19 protein-coding genes are annotated in these 19,130 nt (G+C 72.3%); 16 read left to right on the top strand and 3 right to left on the bottom strand.

Going from position 1 to position 19,130, the window contains the following annotated elements; all coding sequences use genetic code 11:
• Positions 1-16: 16 nt before the first annotated feature.
• The 6 genes from RPQ07_RS17570 (at position 17) to RPQ07_RS17545 (ending at position 6,503) form a co-directional block, all read left to right on the top strand.
• Positions 17-997, top strand: a complete 981-nt coding sequence (locus RPQ07_RS17570; RefSeq protein ID WP_313945094.1) for an SRPBCC domain-containing protein — start codon at positions 17-19, stop codon at positions 995-997.
• A gap of 130 nt (positions 998-1,127) precedes the next feature.
• Positions 1,128-1,922, top strand: coding sequence for an aldose 1-epimerase (locus RPQ07_RS17565; protein WP_313945093.1), 795 nt, complete (start codon positions 1,128-1,130; stop codon positions 1,920-1,922).
• 29 nt (positions 1,923-1,951) lie between these two features.
• Positions 1,952-2,500 carry an orotate phosphoribosyltransferase gene (pyrE, locus tag RPQ07_RS17560; protein WP_313945092.1) on the top strand — a complete coding sequence of 183 codons (549 nt, stop codon included), beginning with the start codon at positions 1,952-1,954 and terminating at the stop codon, positions 2,498-2,500.
• A 194-nt stretch (positions 2,501-2,694) separates the two neighbouring features.
• Positions 2,695-3,717, top strand: coding sequence for a class II fructose-bisphosphate aldolase (fbaA, locus tag RPQ07_RS17555; RefSeq protein WP_313945091.1), 1,023 nt, complete (start codon positions 2,695-2,697; stop codon positions 3,715-3,717).
• A gap of 92 nt (positions 3,718-3,809) precedes the next feature.
• Positions 3,810-4,979 (top strand): MalY/PatB family protein, encoded by a 1,170-nt coding sequence (locus RPQ07_RS17550; protein WP_313945090.1) that lies wholly within the window; start codon positions 3,810-3,812, stop codon positions 4,977-4,979.
• Between the two features lie 27 nt (positions 4,980-5,006).
• Positions 5,007-6,503: an MFS transporter gene (locus RPQ07_RS17545; RefSeq protein WP_313945089.1), complete on the top strand. Its 1,497-nt coding sequence runs from the start codon at positions 5,007-5,009 to the stop codon at positions 6,501-6,503.
• Positions 6,504-6,599: 96 nt separating this feature from the next.
• Here the strand turns inward: RPQ07_RS17545 and RPQ07_RS17540 are convergent, their stop codons facing one another.
• On the bottom strand, positions 6,600-7,013 hold the full coding sequence (locus RPQ07_RS17540) for a hypothetical protein (protein ID WP_313945088.1): 414 nt from the start codon (positions 7,011-7,013) through the stop codon (positions 6,600-6,602).
• Between the two features lie 121 nt (positions 7,014-7,134).
• Between RPQ07_RS17540 and RPQ07_RS17535 the strand changes: the two genes are divergently transcribed.
• From RPQ07_RS17535 to RPQ07_RS17490, 10 genes are all read left to right on the top strand, one after another.
• Positions 7,135-7,428, top strand: a complete 294-nt coding sequence (locus tag RPQ07_RS17535) for a hypothetical protein (protein WP_313945087.1) — start codon at positions 7,135-7,137, stop codon at positions 7,426-7,428.
• An 11-nt stretch (positions 7,429-7,439) separates the two neighbouring features.
• Positions 7,440-7,853 (top strand): DUF3151 domain-containing protein, encoded by a 414-nt coding sequence (locus RPQ07_RS17530; protein WP_313945086.1) that lies wholly within the window; start codon positions 7,440-7,442, stop codon positions 7,851-7,853.
• A gap of 95 nt (positions 7,854-7,948) precedes the next feature.
• Positions 7,949-8,899: a DUF3152 domain-containing protein gene (locus tag RPQ07_RS17525; protein ID WP_313945085.1), complete on the top strand. Its 951-nt coding sequence runs from the start codon at positions 7,949-7,951 to the stop codon at positions 8,897-8,899.
• An 88-nt stretch (positions 8,900-8,987) separates the two neighbouring features.
• Positions 8,988-9,818: a tryptophan 2,3-dioxygenase family protein gene (locus tag RPQ07_RS17520; RefSeq protein ID WP_313945084.1), complete on the top strand. Its 831-nt coding sequence runs from the start codon at positions 8,988-8,990 to the stop codon at positions 9,816-9,818.
• Positions 9,811-11,004, top strand: a complete 1,194-nt coding sequence (kynU, locus tag RPQ07_RS17515; protein WP_313945083.1) for a kynureninase — start codon at positions 9,811-9,813, stop codon at positions 11,002-11,004. The genes RPQ07_RS17520 and kynU overlap by 8 nt, the downstream gene beginning before the upstream one ends.
• Positions 11,005-11,212: 208 nt before the next feature.
• Positions 11,213-12,082: an alpha/beta hydrolase gene (locus RPQ07_RS17510; RefSeq protein ID WP_313945082.1), complete on the top strand. Its 870-nt coding sequence runs from the start codon at positions 11,213-11,215 to the stop codon at positions 12,080-12,082.
• Between the two features lie 156 nt (positions 12,083-12,238).
• Positions 12,239-13,066, top strand: a complete 828-nt coding sequence (locus RPQ07_RS17505) for an NAD(P)H-binding protein (RefSeq protein ID WP_313945081.1) — start codon at positions 12,239-12,241, stop codon at positions 13,064-13,066.
• Positions 13,067-13,161: 95 nt separating this feature from the next.
• A complete protein-coding gene (locus RPQ07_RS17500) occupies positions 13,162-14,532 on the top strand; it encodes a histidine kinase (protein WP_391844123.1) in 1,371 nt (456 codons plus the stop codon).
• Entirely contained in the window at positions 14,529-15,188 is a 660-nt protein-coding gene (locus RPQ07_RS17495; RefSeq protein ID WP_313945080.1) for a response regulator transcription factor, read from the top strand. The genes RPQ07_RS17500 and RPQ07_RS17495 overlap by 4 nt, the downstream gene beginning before the upstream one ends.
• Before the next feature lie 84 nt (positions 15,189-15,272).
• A complete protein-coding gene (locus tag RPQ07_RS17490) occupies positions 15,273-16,490 on the top strand; it encodes a cytochrome P450 (RefSeq protein ID WP_413777749.1) in 1,218 nt (405 codons plus the stop codon).
• Between the two features lie 91 nt (positions 16,491-16,581).
• Here the strand turns inward: RPQ07_RS17490 and RPQ07_RS17485 are convergent, their stop codons facing one another.
• Both RPQ07_RS17485 and RPQ07_RS17480 read right to left on the bottom strand, forming a co-directional pair.
• Complete coding sequence (locus RPQ07_RS17485; RefSeq protein WP_313945079.1) at positions 16,582-18,198, bottom strand: ABC transporter permease; 1,617 nt, start codon at positions 18,196-18,198, stop codon at positions 16,582-16,584.
• Positions 18,195-19,094: an ABC transporter ATP-binding protein gene (locus tag RPQ07_RS17480; RefSeq protein ID WP_313945078.1), complete on the bottom strand. Its 900-nt coding sequence runs from the start codon at positions 19,092-19,094 to the stop codon at positions 18,195-18,197. Before RPQ07_RS17480 ends, RPQ07_RS17485 begins: the two co-directional genes overlap by 4 nt.
• Positions 19,095-19,130: the final 36 nt, after the last annotated feature.

The raw sequence follows: 19,130 nt of genomic DNA, 5'->3' as shown, positions 1-19,130 counted from the left end.
GGTACGCTCGACTTCCATGGACCATGAGGTGTTCGTTCCGGTTCCGGCAGAGACCGTCCGACAGACGCTGAGGGACCCTGCCCGGGTCGCTCGCTGTGTCACGGGCCTCCAACAGGACGCCGACGAGTCCGCGGGCCCGCTCTCCGGCCGGCTCAAGGTCCGCATCGCCAATCACTCGATCACCTATCGCGGTGCCCTGCGCATCGTCGAGCGGGACGATGCGTTCACGGTCGAGGGCGACGGTGTGGAGTCCCGCGGTACGGGCTCGGTACAGGTGACGCTCACGATCCGCCCCACCGAGGCGGAGGGCGGCACGACGATCGGCTTCACGGGCACGTCCACGGCGAAGGGCAGACTCTCCGAGCTGTCCGGGCAGTCCGCGGAACAGGCGGCCCACCGCATGCTCGACCGGTTCGCGGAGCGTCTGGCGACCGTCGCGATCGAGCCGCCCGCCGGGGCGACCGGCGGCGGCGAGAGCCCCGGACCCGTGAGCTCTGACGATGCCGAGCGCCTCGGACTCGTGGACGACGAGGACGCGACGCCGGACACCCGCGCCGGTACGCAGGGCGCGACCGCCGAGACGGGCGACATCGCTCCCGACCCGCTCGACGAGGAGGAGCCCGGGGACGAGGAGACCCCCTCGACGGAGGAGACGGTCTTCGACGCCCCGGTGCCGCCGCCCTCGCTCGGACCGCTCGCCGACGACGAGTTCGACACGGATCTTCCCGGCGCGGCCGACGAGCTGGAGGAGAACGATCTGGACGATCTCCCCGGCCCCCCCGACGAGCCGATGGCGGAGGCCGCGCACGCCCGCCGGACGATGATCGGACGCAGCGCCGAAGAGGTCGACCACGCGCCGCCGCGCGGCCGGTACGCGCCCATGCCCGCCCCGGACGCCACCGGTGTGGGTGTGCCGCTGCGCTGGCTCGCACCCGCCGCGGCCCTCGCGGTCGCGTCGGCCGTCGTCGTGGGCCGGGCGCTGCGCCGCCGCAGGTAGGTCACCGTGCGCGGCCGCGGGACCGCGCCGCCCACCGGACCGCGCGCCCCCAGCACCGGAACCGCGACAACGGGCCACCGGTACCCGGTAGTCCGGCGTACGGCGGCGCGGCGAACAGTAGTGTCGTCGTGTGAGTAGCAGCGAAGAGAGCGTCCGGCTGGCCGCCGGAGACGTCGAGTTGACCGTGCATCCGCAGAACGGCTGCCGCATCGCAAGCCTGGTCATCGGAGGCACCGAGGTGCTCCGGCAGGGCGAGCGGTACGGCTCCTTCCCGATGGTGCCGTGGTGCGGCCGGGTCGGGGACGGCCGGTTCCGCAACGGTGACGTGGTGCATCAACTGCCGCTCAACTCCCCGCCGCACGCCATTCACGGCACCGGCCGGGACGTCGCCTGGCGCACCGCCCGCGCCGGCAAGGACGAGGCGGCCTTCACCTTCGAACTCGCGGAGCCCTGGCCGTACACCGGGCGCGTCACACAGACCTTCGCGCTGACGGAGGACTCCCTGACTCTGACCATGGGCGTCGAGACGTACGACACCTCGTTCCCCGCGCAGGCCGGCTGGCACCCCTGGTTCCTGCGCAACCTCGGCGGCCAGGACGTACGCGTCGACTTCACCGCCGCCTGGCAGGAGGAGCGCGGCGAGGACCACCTCCCGACCGGCCGCCGGATCCCGCCGCAGCCGAGCCCGTGGGACGACTGCTTCGGCATGCCCGACGGCGTTCTCGTCACCCTCACCTGGCCTGAGCAGCTGGAGCTGACCGTGGCCAGCCGCTCCGAGTGGGTCGTGGTCTACGACGAGCAGGACGAGGCCGTGTGCGTGGAGCCCCAGTCCGGTCCGCCGAACGGTCTCGACTCCGATCCGCGGTTCGTCACCCCGATCGACCCGCTGGAGATGGCCGCGACCTGGAGCTGGCGCCGGCTGTGACCGGTGGGACGGCCTCTAAGCTCGTGGGCATGACTGACGTACGCGCTGAGCTGCTCCAGCAGATCAAGGACAAGGCCGTGGTGCACGGCAAGGTGACCCTCTCGTCGGGTCTTGAGGCCGACTACTACGTGGACCTTCGCCGGATCACGCTCGACGGAACCGCCGCGCCGCTCGTCGGCCAGGTCATGTCCGACCTGACCGCCGACCTCGACTTCGACTGCGTCGGCGGGCTCACGCTGGGCGCCGACCCCGTGGCCACGTCGATCCTGCACGCCGCCGCCGCGCGCGGACAGCGCGTGGACGCCTTCGTCGTCCGCAAGGCGGCCAAGGCGCACGGCATGCAGCGGCGCGTCGAGGGCCCGGACATCTCGGGCCGGCGCTGCCTCGTCGTCGAGGACACCTCCACGACCGGCGGTTCGCCGCTGACAGCGGTCGAGGCCGTGCGCGAGGCCGGCGGCGAGGTCGTGGCCGTGGCGACGATCGTGGACCGGGCGACGGGCGCCGGGGAGAAGATCAGCGGCACGGCCGGGGTGCCGTATCTGTACGCCTACTCGCTGGACGAGCTCGGACTGGCCTGACCGGCGAGGGCTTCTGACCTGCGAAGACGGTGAAGGGTGGGCTGTTTCACGTGAAACAGCCCACCCTTCTCGCATACGCGCAGACCGGGCGGGGTGGAGTCCGGTGAAGAGTCTGGAAAGATAGGCGCCGACGATGACGTCGCCCCCAGGTCAGGGCCAGCACTTAACACCCGCACATCCCAAGGAGCGGACAGATGCCCATCGCAACCCCCGAGGTCTACAACGAGATGCTCGACCGGGCGAAGGCAGGCAAGTTCGCCTACCCGGCCATCAACGTGACCTCCTCCCAGACCCTGCACGCTGCGCTGCGCGGCTTCGCGGAGGCCGAGAGCGACGGCATCATCCAGATCTCCACCGGCGGTGCCGAGTTCCTGGGTGGCCAGTACAACAAGGACATGGTCACCGGAGCGGTCGCCCTGGCCGAGTTCGCGCACATCGTCGCCGCGAAGTACGACATCACGGTCGCCCTGCACACCGACCACTGCCCCAAGGACAAGCTGGACGGCTATGTCCGTCCGCTGCTCGCCATCTCCGCCGAGCGCGTCGCCGCGGGCAAGAACCCGCTGTTCCAGAGCCACATGTGGGACGGCTCCGCCGAGACCCTCGCGGACAACCTGGCCATCGGGCAGGAGCTGCTCGCGCAGGCCGTCGCCGCCAAGATCATCCTTGAGGTCGAGATCACCCCGACCGGCGGCGAGGAGGACGGTGTCACCCACGAGATCAACGACGAGCTCTACACCACCGTCGACGACGCGATCCGCACCGCCGAGGCGCTCGGCCTCGGGGACAAGGGCCGCTACCTGCTCGCCGCCTCCTTCGGCAACGTCCACGGCGTCTACAAGCCGGGCAACGTCGTTCTGCGCCCCGAGCTGCTGAAGGACCTCCAGGAGGGCGTCGCCAAGAAGTTCGGCAAGGCCGAGCCCTTCGACTTCGTGTTCCACGGCGGTTCCGGTTCGACGGCCGAGGAGATCGCGACCGCGCTGGAGAACGGCGTCGTCAAGATGAACCTCGACACCGACACGCAGTACGCCTTCACCCGCCCCGTCGCGGACCACATGTTCAAGAACTACGACGGTGTGCTGAAGGTCGACGGCGAGGTCGGCTCCAAGAAGACCTACGACCCGCGCACCTGGGGCAAGGCCGCCGAGGCCGGCATGGCCAAGCGCGTCTCCGAGGCCTGCGCCGCCCTGCGCTCCACGGGCACCAAGCTCAAGTAAGCACCATCCGCGCCGCAGCCTCGCGCCCACCGGGCCCGGCACCCCTACCCGGGGTGCCGGGCCCGCGGCATGTCGTCAGGAGATCAGCACCCATGACGTACGACTTCGACACCGTCGTCGACCGCCGCGGCACCTGGTGCATCCAGTGGGACGGGGTCGCCGACCGCTTCGGGGTGGACGGGCTGCTGCCGTTCACCATCTCGGACATGGACTTCACCTCCCCGCCGGAGGTACTGGACGCGCTCCAGCAGCGCATCGCCCACGGTGTCTTCGGATACACCGACTGGCGCCACGACGACTTCCTGTCCGCGGTGGGCCACTGGTTCAGCAGTCGCCACGACACCGCGATCGACACCGGCCGCCTCGTCTACGCGCCCTCCGTGCTCAACCAGCTCTCGCAGCTGCTGCGGATGTGGAGCGAGCCCGGTGACGGGATCGTCGTCCACACCCCCACCTACGACGGCTTCCTGAAGGCGATATCCGGGCTCGGGCGGGAGCTGCGCGGGGTGCCGGCCGGCGACATGGCGGCTCTGGAACGGCAGCTCGCCCGGCCCGACAGCACCGTGCTGGTGCTCTGCTCGCCCCACAATCCGACCGGCCGGGTGTGGACGGAGGCCGAGCTGACGGAGACGGCACGGCTGGCGGCCGCGTACGGGGTCGCCGTCGTCAGCGACGAGATCCACGCCGACTTCGTCCACCCCGAGTTCGTGGCCCCAGGTCAGCGGCATCTGCCCTGGACGCGCTTCGGCACCGGCCGCTGGGCCCTGATCACCTCCGCCACCAAGGCCTTCAACTTCCCCGCGCTGAGCGGCTCCTACGGCATCATCGGCGACCCCGACGACCATGCGGCGTTTCTGCGCCGGATGCAGACCGGTGAAGGGCTCGCCTCGCCCGCCGTGCTGTCGCTGACCGCGCACATCGCCGCCTACCGCCGGGGCGGTCCGTGGCTCGACGCGCTCGGCTCGTACGTCGCCGGCAATCTGCGGATGGTCGCCGAGCGGCTCGCCGCCGCGTTTCCGCAGCTCGGCTGGGAGCCGCCTCATGCGGGCTATCTCGCCTGGATCGATCTGCGCGCCGTTCTGCGACCACGCATCGATGACGCGGAGCTTCAGCGGGAGCTGATCGAGCGCGAGAAGGTGGCCATCATGCCGGGGACGACCTACGGCTGCGAGGGCTTCGTCCGGCTGAACGTCGGCTGTCCCCGCGCCAAGGCCGAGCAGGGGGTGGACGCGCTGATCCGCGCCCTCCGCCGACTCGAATGAGACGCCCACCACTGGGATGATCCCGGTATGGACAACCGCCCGGGCGACATCCGACTCTCCTCGGTCACCGGCCGGTGGGTGATCATGACGACCGTGCTGGGTTCCGCCATGGCCCTGCTGGACTCGACCGTCGTCAACGTGGCCCTGCCGCGCATCGGCGAGGATCTCGATGCGGACCTGGAGGTCCTCCAGTGGACCGTGAACGCGTACACGCTGGCGCTGGCGGGGCTGATCCTGCTGGGCGGGGCACTCGGTGACCGCTTCGGGCGACGCAGGATCTTCGTCATCGGCGTCATCTGGTTCGCCGGCGGGTCGCTGCTGTGCGGCCTGGCGCCCAACGCCCTTGTCCTGGTGCTCGCCCGCGCCCTCCAGGGCATCGGCGGCGCGCTCCTCACCCCGGGGTCGCTCGCGCTGATCCAGGCCAGTTTCCATCCGGACGACCGGGCGCGCGCGGTCGGACTGTGGTCCGGGTTCGGCGGCATCGGCGCCGCCATCGGCCCGTTCGTCGGCGGCTGGCTGGTCGACGGGCCGGGCTGGCGCTGGGTCTTCCTGCTCAACATCCCGCTCGCGCTGCTGTGTGTTCCCGTGGCGCTGCGCCATGTGCCGGAGTCGCGCGACCCGAAGGCCCATGGCCGGTTCGACATCCTCGGTGCGGTGCTCGGCGCGACCACGCTGGCCCTGGTGACGTACTCGCTCATCGCCTCGCACGTGTGGGCGGGCATCGCGGGTGTCCTCGTCGGCGCCGCCTTCGTCCTGCTGGAGCGGCGACGGCCCAACGCGATGCTGCCGCTGTCGCTCTTCAAGTCCCGGCTGTTCGCCGCGGTCAACATGGTGACCGTGTGCGTGTACGCGGCGTTCGGCGGCTTCTTCTTCCTGGTCGCGCTGCAACTCCAAGTGGTCTCGGGTTACTCGGCGCTCGGCGCGGGTCTCGCGCTGCTGCCGACGACCCTGATGATGCTGCTCTTCTCCGCGAAGTCGGGAGAGTTGGGGGACAAGATCGGCCCGCGCATTCCGCTCACGGTGGGCCCGCTGCTCTGCGCGGCGGGCATGCTGCTGATGCTGCGCGTCGGCGAGAACGCGTCGTACCTGGCCGATGTGCTGCCCGCGCTGCTGGTCATGGGGCTGGGCATGGTGACGGTGGTCGCCCCCCTGACGGCGACGGTGCTCGGCTCCGTGGACATGGCCCGTGCCGGTATCGCCAGCGGCATCAACAACGCGGCGGCGCGGGCCGCGGGCCTGCTCGCGGTGGCGGCGCTGCCGATGCTGGCGGGGATGGGCCCGGAGGCGTACCGGTCGGCGGTGGAGTTCGGGGAGACGTTCCGCAAGGCGATGCCGATGTGTGCGGGCGTGCTGGTGGTGGGGTCGCTGATCGCGCTGTGGCGGGTCCGCAAGCCGGAGCACGTGCCGGAGCGGGCGCGGCCGGAGTGCAGGATCAACTGCGGGGTGGGGGCGCCGCCGCTGGAGCCCTCGGCGCGGCACATGCCCGGACCGAAGGTCGACCCGACCCGCCCGGACACGCCCTGATACCGCTCCGGAGTGCGGGCCGGCCCAGCTCCTGCCCGGACACGCCCTGATACCGGCCCGGAGTGCGGGCCGGCCCAGCTCCTGCCCGGACAGGACCTAGTACTGCGCCGGGTCGATCTGGTTCACGATCCACAGCGCTTCCGGGTCGGTCTGGTAGTGGAAGACCAGCGAGCGCGTGCCCGCCTGCGCGTTTACCCGGCGCAGGAACTCCGCCGCGCTCATCGCCCTGCGCTGCCCCGCCGGTACGAACGGTGCGGTCACCGTGATGTGGGCGTCGGGGTTCAGCGGGTACGACACCGTTTCGGGCGTGGAGGTCCAGCTCGGCTCGCCGCGGGCGTTGCAGCTGAAGTAGCCCGCCCGGCCCGTCAGCCGTGCCGAGGTGCCCGTGCCGGTCGCGGACGTGATCCGGACGTAGGGGCCGTGGTCCGTGCCGGCGCAGAGGTCGCCGTCGTACGGAAAGCCGTCCGTGCCGCCCGCGGGGGCCTCCTGGGAGGGGGGAGCGGGCGCCACCGGGGGTTCGGGCTGCCCGCCGCCGCTCGTACCGCCGCCACCACCGCTCCCGCCACCACTGCCGCCGCTGCCGGTTCCGCCCCCGCCCCCGGGCCGGGCGGGAGGCCTGGCCGGCGGCGTCGTGGGGAGCGGCGCGGACGTCCCGGAGGCCGTCGGCGGCGACGTGGTGGCGCTCGGGGACGGTGACGCCGATGTGACCGCAGACGCCGACGCGGACGGCGGGGCCGACAGCGACGGAGGGGCCGACGGTCCCTCCCATGCCTCGTGCCGCCCGCCCTCGTCGGGGGACGCGCATCCGGCGAGCAGGCACACCGCCGCCAAGGCCCCCGCAGCTCTCACACAGCCCATGAGGAAGAGGATCGCCCCCGGCTCCCGATCCCCGCACCGCTTCCACGGATTCCCCATGGACCTGTGACACTGGAGACCATGGCCATCCATGAAAATCTGCTGGGGGGACCGCCCCCGACCCACCTCCCCGACGACCCCGAGCCGCGCGAGCTGCTCGCCGCCGGGACAGCACCCGCGGACGTCGCCGCCAAGTACCCCACCTCCTCGCTGGCCTGGGCACGGCTCGCCGACGACGCCTTCGAGAACGGCAGTGTCGTGGAGTCGTACGCCTACGCGCGCACCGGCTACCACCGCGGACTCGACTCCCTGCGCCGCAGCGGCTGGAAGGGCCACGGCCCGGTGCCGTGGGAGCACGAGCCGAACCGCGGCTTCCTGCGCGCCCTGCACGCGCTGGCCCGCGCCGCGCAGGCGATCGGTGAGCAGGAGGAGTACGAGCGCTGCGCGACCTTCCTGCGCGACTCCTCCGAGACGGCCGCAGACACCCTCGGATGAACCGAAGGCCCGCATCCCCCGTCTGAACAGGGGGTGCGGGTCTTCCGGCCCGCTACGATCGCACGCATGGGCGATTTACATAGTGGGGGGCTCTGTTGAGCGGCCGCAGACGCAAGGGAAACCAGTCGCGTGCACGCAGTCGTCGAAGACGGCCGCTGCCCCGCCCGCTCGCCCGCCGTCTCGTTCTGCCCGGCGCGGCCCTCGCCGTCCTGGTGATCGCCTCGGGCGCGGCCGTCGCCCACTGGGGCGCCGCCCCCGGCACGCCACGGGCTGCCGCCGACCCGGCCGCACCGCCCGGCTCCCCGGCACTCGTACCGGACCCGCAGGCCGATGAGAGCGACGCCTCCCCGCCCGGCCGGGAGCGCCGCAGCCCGTCCGCCGAGGCCGGGCCGCCGAATGACCCGAAGCCGCGGGTCACGCCCTCCACCGAGGTCCCGAAGCCCGCGAAGCCCTCGCGCAAGGCGGCGCCGCCGCCCGCCGTCCCCGCCTCCGGCCCCGGAACCTTCGCCACCGCCCGCTCGGCCGGCAGCCCGGTCGGCGCGGGCCAGGTGCGCCGCTACCGGGTCCAGGTCGAGAACGGCATCGCCGTCTCCGCAGAGGAGGCCGCCACCGAGATCGAGCGCATACTCGCCCATCCCCAGGGCTGGGCCGCGAACGGCAAGGGCTCCTTCCAGCTCGTCACCGGGGACGCCGATTTCGTCATACGGATCGCCACCCCGGCCACCGCCGACGCCCTGTGCCGGCGGCAGGGGCTCAACACCCGCGGTGAGCTGAACTGCGAGACGACGGACGGCGTCGTGGTCAATCTGCGCCGCTGGATGCTGGGCTCGCCCACCTTCGCCGGGACGCCCGCCGAGTACCGGCATCTGATCATCAACCACGAGGTCGGGCACGAGATCGGTCTGCGTACCCACATGGGCTGCCCGGGCCCGGGTGAGCCGGCGCCGGTCATGATGCAGCAGATCAAGGGCCTCGACGGGTGCCGTTCGAACGCCTGGCCCTACGACGAGGACGGGACGTATCTCACCGGCCCGGTGATCGACTGACCTTCGGCTTATGATGCCGGTGGGGACCGGGGCTCCCACACCAAGAGGAAGGGGCGGACCGCTACCCGGACACGTCGAGGAGACAGCGATGTCACATGACGCGACCCCGAATCTGGATTTCGCGGGTACCACTCCGTACGAGGACTACGTCCAGGCGGACGTCCTGACCCATCTCCAGCACCCGCTCTCGGAGGACCCGGGAGAGATGGTCTTCCTGGTCACCACCCAGGTCATGGAGCTGTGGTTCACCGTCATCGTCCACGAGTGGGAGACCGCGACCCGCGCCCTGCGCGAGGACCGGGTGCAGGTGGCGAGGGACGCGCTGAAGCGGTCGGTGCGTGAGCTGGAGGCGCTGAACGCCTCGTGGCGGCCGCTCGCCCAGCTGACACCCGCACAGTTCAACTCCTACCGCAGCGCCCTCGGTGAGGGCTCCGGCTTCCAGTCGGCGATGTACCGGCGGATGGAGTTCCTGCTCGGCGACAAGTCGGCGTCGATGCTGGTGCCGCACCGTGGCGCACCGCGGGTGTACGCCGAGCTGGAGAAGGCGCTGCACGAGCCGAGCCTGTACGACGAGGTGCTGCGGCTGCTCGCCCGGCGCGGGCTGCCGGTCCCGGAGGCGGTGCTGGAGCGCGACCTGTCGCAGAAGTACGAGCCGTCCCCCGAGATCGAGAAGGTCTGGGCGACGGTCTACGGCGGACAGGACGTCGGCGAGCCCGACTCCGAACTGGTCCTGCTCGGCGAGGCGTTGACGGACGTCGGCGAGCTCGTGTGGCGCTGGCGCAACGACCATCTGGTGGCGACGCGCCGCGCGATGGGTTCCAAGACGGGCACCGGTGGTTCCGCCGGTGTGGCCTGGCTGGAGAAGCGGGCCCGCAAGAACGTTTTCCCCGAGCTGTGGACGGCGCGCAGCCATGTCTGAGTCCCTGGCCCACGAGGCCGCGGCGCTCGACGCCGCAGACGAACTGGCCGGTCTGCGCAAGCTGTTCACGCTGGACGACGGCGTCTATCTGGACGGCAACTCGCTGGGTGCGCTGCCGGCCCATGTGCCGGCGCGCGTCGCCGATGTCGTGCAGCGGCAGTGGGGCGAACTGCGCATCCGCTCCTGGGGCGAGAGCGGCTGGTGGACCGCGCCGGAACGTATCGGCGACCGCATAGCACCGCTCGTCGGGGCCGCGCCCGGGCAGATCGTGGTCGGCGACTCCACCAGCGTCAACGTCTTCAAGGCGGTGGTGGGCGCGGTCCGGCTGTGCGACGACCCCGCCCGTACGGACATCGTCGTCGACGCCACGACCTTCCCCACCGACGGCTACATCGCGGAGTCGGCGGCCCGGATGACCGGCCGACGGCTGGTGCCCGTCGCTCCGGCGGACCTGCCGTCGGTGCTCGGGCCCAGCACGGCCGCTGTTCTGCTCAATCACGTCGACTACCGCACCGGCCGCCTCCACGACCTGCCGTCGCTGACCGCGGCGGTGCACGAGGCGGGCGCGCTGGTGGTCTGGGACCTGTGCCACAGCGCGGGCGCGCTGCCTGTCGGGCTCGACGCGAACGGCGTGGACCTGGCGGTCGGCTGCACCTACAAGTACCTGAACGGTGGGCCGGGTTCACCGGCGTACCTCTATGTCGCCGAGCGCCATCAGGCGGCCTTCGACTCGCCCCTGCCGGGCTGGACCTCGCACGCGGACCCGTTCGCGATGACCCGCGAGTTCACGGCGGCGGACGGCGCGCTCCGGGGCCGGGTCGGGACGCCCGACATCCTGTCCATGCTGGCGTTGGAGGCGGCGCTCGAGGTCTGGGACGGGGTCGGGATCGAGGCCGTACGGGCCAAGAGCCTGGCGCTCACGGACTTCTTCCTGAAGTGCGTCGCCGCCTATGTCCCGGAGGGCAGGGTCACGTCGCTGACTCCTGAGGACCACTCGGCGCGGGGCAGTCAGGTCGCGCTGCGGTGCGAGGAGGCGCCGGCCGTGATGGAGAAGCTGATCGCGCGCGGAGTGGTGGGTGACCTGCGCAGGCCGGACGTGCTGCGGTTCGGGTTCACGCCGCTGTACGTCGGGTTCGGGGACGCGGAGAGGGCGGCGGCGACGCTGGCGGAGATCCTCGCGGCCTGAGGCCTCTGCCCTTTCGGCATCGGGGGCAGCCGGCGACCGGCCGTGTCGATCACGCGGCCGGCCGCCGCTCCTTCGCGGGCGCGGGCCCCCGGACGCCGGCGGGCCTTCGGCGCCGACCCGCGCCTCGGCATCCGGCGGGGCGGGCCGTGCTGGTACCGTCCCCGCTGGTCAGGTCAATTCCGTGACTGCATCGGAAGGTTGGCACCGCATGCCCGACCCTGTCGCCCGTGACGCCGCAGAGGAAGCGTCGGCGTTCTCGCATCCCGCCGTCGACCCCGACGCCTCCGTCCCGTACGGCGACCATCCCGACCAGGTCGTCGACTTCTACGCGCCCCGCGGCGGGCAGGCCTCGGCGCCGCTCGTCGTCGTGCTGCACGGGGGCGCCTGGCGGGGAGCGTACGACCGCCGGCATGTCACGCCCTTCGCCGACTTCCTGGCCCGCCGCGGCCTCGCCGTCGCCAATGTCGAGTACCGGCGCGGGCGGGAGATTCCGGCGCAGGGCGGGACCAGCCCGGTGGCGGGCCGCTGGCCGGAGACCTTCGACGATGTGGCCGCCGTCCTGGACGCGCTGCCGGATCTCGCGCGCAAGGCGCTCCCGGAGGCGGACGTCCGGCGCACGGTGCTGACCGGGCACTCCGCCGGCGGACATCTGGCGCTCTGGGCCGCGGCCCGGCATGTGCTGCCCGTGGGGTCGCCGTGGCGGCTGCCCGCCCCTCCCGCCCTGCGCGGTGTGGTCGCCCTCGCGCCGATCGCGGACTTCGCGCGGGCGGTGGAGCTCGATGTGTGTGGCGGTGCGGTGCACCAACTCCTCGGCGGGGAGAGCGAGTTCGAGGAGCGCCGACCGCACGCCGATCCGGCGCTGCTGCTGCCCACGGGGATCGCCACCGCCGTCGTGCAGGGGCGGACCGACACCACCGTGCCGTATCCCGTCGTCGAGTCGTACGTGGACGCCGCGGCGAAGGCCGGGGAGACCGTGGGGCTGACGCTGTTGGAGGAGGTCGGGCACTTCCCGCTCATCGACCCGGCGGCCGACGCCTGCGCCGTCGTCGCGGAGGAGATCGCCCAGCTCGCCTGGTGACCGTCCCGCGTGCGGAAGCACCGAAAGCGCACGCACCGAAAGTGCACGCACCGAAAGCGCACGCACCGAAGCCGGAAGCACCGAGAAGGCCGATTGCCCGCGGACGCCGACGGCTTGCGGACGGAAGCTGACCGCAAGCCCTCCTACGTTCTTCCCATGACGCATCTCGTGACCGGAGCCACCGGAACCGTTGGCCGCCAGGTCGTCGCGGAGCTCCTCCGCCTCGGCCTCCCCGTCCGCGCCCTGACCCGCGACCCCGCCACGGCGGACTTCCCCGCCGGGGTCGAGGTCGTCCGCGGCGATCTCACCGAACCCGAGTCCCTCGCCGCCGCCCTGGAGGGCGTGACCGGTCTGCATCTGATCACCTTCGGCGGCCCGTACTTCACCCCGCTGGAGAGCGGTCCGCGCATCCTGGAGCTGGCCCGCGAGGCCGGCGTGCGCCGGATCACCGTGCTGCACGGCGGCGGCCCGACCCCGCTGGAGGACGCGGTGCGCGGCTCCGGCGAGTCCTTCGCGTGGACCGTCGTCATGCCGGTCGAGTTCATGGCGAACGCGCTGGAGTGGGCCGACGGCATCCGCAGCGACGACCGGGTGCGCGAGCCGTTCACCGGCCGGCTCAGCGCGATGGTGCACGAGGCCGACATCGGCGCGGTCGTCGCGGTCGCGCTGAGCGAGGACGGTCACGCCGGGCAGGAGTACGTCGTCACCGGCCCCGAGGCGCTGACGCTGAAGGACAAGACGGAAGCGCTGGCGGCGGCCCGCGGCCGGGAGATCCGGCTGGAGGAGCTGACCGCGGAGGAGGCCGTCGCGCAGTGGCGTGAGGGCGGTATGCCCGAGGATGTGATCGACTTCCTGCTGGAGGTGTACGGCAACACACCGCTCGCCGGCAGGACCGTCGCCGGCACGGTCGAGAAGGTCACCGGCCGGCCCGCCCGGACCTTCGCGCAGTGGGCCGAGGAGCACGCGGACGCCTTCCGCGCGTAGCGGACGTACGCCCTGCGAGGCCTCATGTCGTACTCAGGACGGACGCGGCAGGATCCATATCGCTGGTGACGACCGCGTCCGCCCGTCCCCGTACCTTGGCTGCTGTGACCGATTCGCAGAACCCGCAGCGCACACCGCGCACCGCCGCCGATTCCGACAGCCGCAGTCCCGAGTTCCGCCTCGCCATGGACGCGTTCACGGGACTGCGCACCGATCTCCTCGACGACGTGTTCGCCTACCGGCCGCTGCCGCCCCGGGCCGGCGGCGGCCTCGTCGGACGCCTGCTGCCGCGGCGGATACGGGACCGGGCGGGCTGGTTCCCGCACGCCGTGATCGTCGGTGCGGCGCTGTTCGTGCTGATGGTCGGATACCTGGTGGCCGACAGCAACGGCAGCCAGGCCTACTTCGTGATCAGCGGGTTCGTGCCGGCCGTCGCGGTACTGCTGACCCTGGTGCGCCCGGTCGCCGCGTTCTGGCTCTCGCTGCTGTCGACCCCCGTGGTCACCGTGGTGGGCTCCTACGGCGACGGCTGGCCGTGGGGACCGAGCTCGTTCATCGCGCACCTCGTGGTGATGACGGTGGTCGCGGCCCGGACCCGGCCGCGCACCGCGGGCTGGATGTGGGCCGTGACGGCCGGGTACGCGCTGTTCGCCGAGATCTTCCTGGGCACCAGTGCGGGTACGGACACCCCGCAGATGCTTTTCTTCTCCGCCCTCGCCCTGCTGGTCGTGACCGTGCTGCACGTCCGCCGCGAGGCACGCGAGGAGGTCGCGGTCCAGCAGAGCGTCACCGCCGTCGAGCGGGACAAGCGCACGCTGCTGGAGGAGCGCACCACCATCGCCCGGGAGCTGCACGACGTCGTCGCCCACCACATGTCGGTCGTGGCGATCCAGGCGGAGGCCGCGCCGTACCGGGTGGAGAACCCGCCGCCCGAGCTGGAGAAGGCGTTCGCGACCATCCGGGAGAACGCGGTGGCGGCGCTGACCGAGCTGCGCCGGATCCTCGGTGTCGTCCGGGCCGAGGACTACGAGGCGCCCGACGCCCCGCAGCCCGTCCTCGCCGATCTGGACAACCTGCTCGGCAACGTCCGCGAGGCGGGCCTGGAGGCGGACAAGACGATCACGGGCGCGGTGCGGCCGCTGCCGCAGGGCGTCGAGCTGTCGGCGTACCGGATCATCCAGGAGGCGCTCAGCAACGCGCTGCGCCACGCGCCGGGCGCCTCGGCGAAGGTGGAGGTCTCCTACGTCCTCGGCGGGATCGGCCTGCGGATCGTGAACACCGCGCCGCAGGGCCTGGTCAAGCCCTCGCCGGGCGCCGGCCACGGGATCACGGGCATGCGCGAGCGTGTGACCATGCTGAGCGGCGAGATGACCGCCGAGCCCACCGAGGACGGCGGCTACGAGGTCACCGCGTTCATCCCCGTCGCGAGCCCCGTGCCCGCACAGGCCACCGAGGAGCAGTCATGACCATCCGGGTCCTTGTCGTCGACGACCAGGTCATGGTCCGTGAAGGCTTCTCCGTCCTGCTGAACGCGATGCCCGACATCGAGGTGATCGGCGAGGCGGTCAACGGCCGCGAGGCGGTCTCCAAGGTCGCCGAGCTGGCGCCGGACGTGGTCCTGATGGACATCCGTATGCCGGAGCTGAACGGCATCGAGGCCACCCGCGAGATCGTCGCCTCGCACGCGGAGTCGAAGGTGCTCGTGCTGACCACCTTCGATCTGGACGAGTACGTCTACCAGGCGCTGCGGGCCGGGGCGTCGGGCTTTCTGCTCAAGGACGCCTCCGCGCGTCAACTGGCCGACGGGGTACGGGTCGTGGCGGCCGGCGAGGCCCTGCTCGCGCCGACCGTGACGCGCCGGCTGATCACGGAGTTCTCCAAGATCAGCCAGACCCCGAAGCCGCCGGCCCTCTCCCAGGTCGGTGAGCTCACCGAGCGCGAGACCGAGGTGCTGGTGCTCATCGCGCAGGGGCTGTCGAACGCGGAGATCGCCTCCCATCTGGTGGTCGCCGAGTCCACGATCAAGACGCATGTGAGCCGCGTCCTGGTGAAGCTCGGCCTGCGGGACCGCACCCAGGCGGCGGTGTTCGCGTACGAGGCGAGGCTGGTCACACCCTCGTAGCCGGGCCGGGAGGCTGGTCACCGCCTCGTTCCCGGGCGGCCGGGAGGCTGGTCACAGCCCTCGTGGCCGGGCTAGCGTCCGGGGATGGACGCTGCCGTGGAAGCTGGTTTCGCCCCCGGGTCGCCGGACTTCGTCGCCGACCCGTACCCCGTCTTCGACCGGCTGCGGGACGCCGGGCGGGTGCACTGGTTCGAGCCGACCCGGCAGTGGCTGGTGCCGCATCACGCGGATGTGTCGGCGCTGCTGCGGGACCGGCGGCTGGGGCGTACGTATCTGCACCGCTTCACGCACGAGGAGTTCGGGCGGACGCCGCCCCCGGCGTCCCACGAGCCGTTCACCACCCTCAACGACAACGGCCTGCTCGACCTGGAGGCGCCGGACCACACACGGATCCGGCGGCTGGTGACCAAGGCGTTCACCCCGCGGACCGTGGCCGCTCTGGAGCCGACGGTCCGGCGGCTGGCGGCGGGGCTGGTCGCGGATCTGAAGAAGGCGGGCGGCGGCGATCTGCTGGCCGATGTCGCCGAGCCGCTGCCGGTGGCGGTGATCGCGGAGATGCTGGGCATCCCGGAGTCGGACCGGGGGCAACTGCGGCCCTGGTCGGCGGACATCTGCGGGATGTACGAGCTGAACCCCTCGCAGGAGACGGCGGCGCGGGCGGTACGGGCGTCGCGCGAGTTCTCCGCGTATCTGCGGGAGCTGATCGCGCAGCGGCGGAAGGCGCCGGGGGAGGACCTGATCTCGGCGCTGATCGCCGCGCACGACGAGGGCGACCGGCTGAACGAGCAGGAGATGGTCTCCACCTGCGTGCTGCTGCTGAACGCCGGGCACGAGGCGACGGTCAACACCACGGCGGGCGGCTGGTGGACGCTGCTGCGCCACCCCGAGCAGCTGGCCGCCCTGCGCGCCGACCACGGACTGTTGTCCACAGCTGTGGAGGAGCTGATGCGGTACGACACCCCGCTCCAGCTCTTCGAGCGCTGGGTGCTCGACGACATCGAGATCGACGGCACGGTGATCCCGCGGGGCGCGGAGCTGGCCCTGCTCTTCGGCTCGGCCAACCGCGACCCGGCCCGCTTCACGGACCCCGGCACCCTCGATCTCGCCCGCGAGGACAATCCGCACGTCAGCTTCGGGGCCGGCATCCACTACTGCCTGGGCGCGCCGCTGGCCCGCATCGAGCTGATGGCGTCGTTCGGGGAACTGCTGCGGGAGGCGCCGTCCATGCGGCTGGCGGCGGAGCCGCAGTGGCAGGGCGGCTTTGTGATCAGAGGGCTGCGGGAGCTGCGGGTCGAGCTCTGACGCCGAGCCGCGGTCGTGGGCGCCGGCCCGGCCCGCGCCCGCTCTCCCCCCGGCCGGCTCTGACCCCATGCCCGCGCCGCCGGCACCCCCGTCACGTCAGGATGTCGCGCCGCCGCAGTCCCGCCAGACCCGCCGCCGTGAACACCACCGCGAGCGCCAGCAGCACCCCCACCGGTCCCCAGGCCATGTCGTTGCCCGGCAGCTTCGGCAGATGCTCGAACGGAGACACCTTCAGGGCCGCGTCCGGCAGATTCAGGGCCGCGCCCACCCAGCCGAGCGCCAGCGACAGGCCCGCGTAGGCCCAGGCCAGCCCCGCCGCCCGCGGGACGATCCCGTGGACGGCCACCGCCACCGCGCCCAGCAGCCACACCGCGGCCACCTGCACCAGGCTCGCGCCCAGCACCGGACCGAATCTCCCGCCGTGGCCCAGCGCGAGACCCAGGCCGCCGAGCAGCATGATCAGCGCGGCGCCGCCGAAGGCGACGAGGAGGTGGCCGGCCGCCCATCGCACCCGGCCGACCGCCGCCGCCAGGACCGGTTCCGCGCGCTGCGAGGTCTCCTCGCCGTGCAGCCGGAGCACCGACTGCACGATGTACAGCGCGGCGACCATGCCGAGCATCCCCACCATCGCGGCGAGGAAGGCGTCCGTGATGCCGGACTGCCCGCCCATCCGTTCCAGCATCTGTCGGGTCCGCTCGTTGTCGCCGACCAGATCGGCGGCCCCCTCCGCCATCCCGCCGAACATCAGCCCGGCGAGCAGGAACCCGGTGCCCCAGCCCGCGAGGCTGCCGCGCTGGAGGCGCCAGGCCAGGCCGGACGCGGTCGCGAGGCGGCCCTCGGCGGGCCCGGGACGGGCCGCCATGAAGCTCATGCCGACATCGCGCCGCCCGGCGAGCCCGTACGCGACGGCGCCCTGGAGTATGACGGCCGCGGCGAACAGGAGCAGCACCCACCAGCGTTCGGCCGCGAAGGGCCGCAGGTTCTCCGCCCAGCCGATGGGCGAGAGCCAGGTCAGCACATGCGAGCCGTCGTCGCTCGCCGCGTCGCCCGCGGCCCGCAGCGCGAAGGCCAGCCCGAGTACCGCGGCCGTCAGGCCCTTGGCGAGGCGCGCGGTCTCGGTGAACTGCGCGATCATCGCGGCCATGGTGGCGAAGACCATGCCCACGCCGCCGATGCCGAGGCCGAGCGCGAGCGCTCCGGCCGCGCCTTCGGCGGCCAGCCCCGCCGTCACCAGCAGGGCGAGCGCGGTGTTGGCGACGAGGGCCACGAGCAGTGCCGAGGTGAGCGGCGCGCGGCGGCCCACCATGGCGGCGGACAGCATCTCCTGGCGGCCGGTCTCCTCCTCCTCGCGGGTGTGCCTGACCACGACGAGCAGGCTCATGACCGCGGCGAAGGCGGCCATGAAGACGGTGTACCGCCAGGCCACGATCCCGCCGAGGGAGTCGTCGAACACCGGTCCGTAGAGGGAGCGCAGGGAGCTGTTGGCGGCCATCGAGTCGACCACGCCGGCCCGCTGGGCGGGGGTCTCGTAGACCTTGCCGAGCGTGTTGCCCGCGCTCGCGGTCGTCCCGCCGATCGCCAGGACCCACAGCGGCACCATCACGCGGTCGCGGCGCAGACCGAGCCGCAGCAGCGTGCCCGTCCCCGCGAGGGGCCGCGATCCGCCCCCGCGCGCAGGAGCGAATCCGGCGTCGGCCACGGCGGTCATCGCGACATCGCCTCCTCCGGCGCGTAGTGGCGGAGGAAGAGCTCTTCCAGGGTGGGCGGCGTGCTGGTCAGCGACCTGACGCCGGACTCGCTCAGCGAGCGCAGCACGGCGTCGAGCCGGTCGGTGTCCACCTGGAGCTTCACGCGCGTCCCCTGGATGTCCAGGTCGTGCACGCCGGGGAGCTGGGCGAGTCCGTTCGGCGGCCCGGCGAGTTCGGCGGTGACGCTCGTCCGCGTGAGGTGGCGCAGTTCGGCGAGCGACCCGGTCTCCACGGTGCGGCCCCTGCGGATGATGCTGACCCGGTCGCAGAGGCTCTCCACCTCGCTGAGGATGTGCGAGGAGAGCAGGACGGTACGGCCGCGGCGGCGCTCCTCCTCGACACAGCTCTGGAAGACCTCCTCCATCAGCGGGTCGAGTCCGGAGGTGGGCTCGTCGAGGATCAGCAGGTCCACGTCGGAGGCGAACGCGGCGACCAGGGCGACCTTCTGACGGTTCCCCTTGGAGTAGGTGCGCCCCTTCTTGGTGGGGTCGAGTTCGAACCGTTCGAGCAGGTCGGCCCGGCGTGCCAGGTCGAGGCCCCCGCGCAGCCGGCCGTAGAGGTCGATGACCTCGCCGCCCGAGAGGTTGCGCCACAGGGTGACGTCTCCGGGCACATAGGCGATACGGCGGTGCAGCTCGACCGCGTCGTGCCAGGGGTCCCTGCCGAGGAGCTGGGCGGCGCCGGAGTCGGCCCGCAGCAGTCCCAGCAGGACCCGGATGGTGGTGGACTTGCCCGCGCCGTTGGGGCCGAGGAAGCCGTGGACCTCACCGGTCTCGACCGCGAGGTCGAGGCCGTCCAGCGCGTGTGTCCGCCCGAACGACTTGTGGAGTCCGGAGACGGTGATGGCCTTCGTCATGCTTCGGAACGTACGGTGTTTTCACAAATTTGTGAA

The organism is Streptomyces sp. AM8-1-1 (assembly GCF_032229325.1).
GTDB classification, from domain to species: domain Bacteria; phylum Actinomycetota; class Actinomycetes; order Streptomycetales; family Streptomycetaceae; genus Streptomyces; species Streptomyces achmelvichensis.
Note: the sequence above shows the minus strand (reverse complement) of the source record. Positions and strands in the feature narration are given on the sequence as shown.

Coding starts and splice junctions, on each gene's coding strand:
- RPQ07_RS17570 (WP_313945094.1), top strand. CDS start 17: ATGGACCATGAGGTGTTCGTTCCGGTTCCGGCAGAGACCGTCCGACAG.
- pyrE (WP_313945092.1), top strand. CDS start 1,952: ATGACTGACGTACGCGCTGAGCTGCTCCAGCAGATCAAGGACAAGGCC.
- fbaA (WP_313945091.1), top strand. CDS start 2,695: ATGCCCATCGCAACCCCCGAGGTCTACAACGAGATGCTCGACCGGGCG.
- RPQ07_RS17550 (WP_313945090.1), top strand. CDS start 3,810: ATGACGTACGACTTCGACACCGTCGTCGACCGCCGCGGCACCTGGTGC.
- RPQ07_RS17545 (WP_313945089.1), top strand. CDS start 5,007: ATGGACAACCGCCCGGGCGACATCCGACTCTCCTCGGTCACCGGCCGG.
- RPQ07_RS17530 (WP_313945086.1), top strand. CDS start 7,440: ATGGCCATCCATGAAAATCTGCTGGGGGGACCGCCCCCGACCCACCTC.
- RPQ07_RS17520 (WP_313945084.1), top strand. CDS start 8,988: ATGTCACATGACGCGACCCCGAATCTGGATTTCGCGGGTACCACTCCG.
- kynU (WP_313945083.1), top strand. CDS start 9,811: ATGTCTGAGTCCCTGGCCCACGAGGCCGCGGCGCTCGACGCCGCAGAC.
- RPQ07_RS17510 (WP_313945082.1), top strand. CDS start 11,213: ATGCCCGACCCTGTCGCCCGTGACGCCGCAGAGGAAGCGTCGGCGTTC.
- RPQ07_RS17505 (WP_313945081.1), top strand. CDS start 12,239: ATGACGCATCTCGTGACCGGAGCCACCGGAACCGTTGGCCGCCAGGTC.
- RPQ07_RS17495 (WP_313945080.1), top strand. CDS start 14,529: ATGACCATCCGGGTCCTTGTCGTCGACGACCAGGTCATGGTCCGTGAA.
- RPQ07_RS17490 (WP_413777749.1), top strand. CDS start 15,273: ATGGACGCTGCCGTGGAAGCTGGTTTCGCCCCCGGGTCGCCGGACTTC.
- RPQ07_RS17485 (WP_313945079.1), bottom strand. CDS start 18,198: ATGACCGCCGTGGCCGACGCCGGATTCGCTCCTGCGCGCGGGGGCGGA.
- RPQ07_RS17480 (WP_313945078.1), bottom strand. CDS start 19,094: ATGACGAAGGCCATCACCGTCTCCGGACTCCACAAGTCGTTCGGGCGG.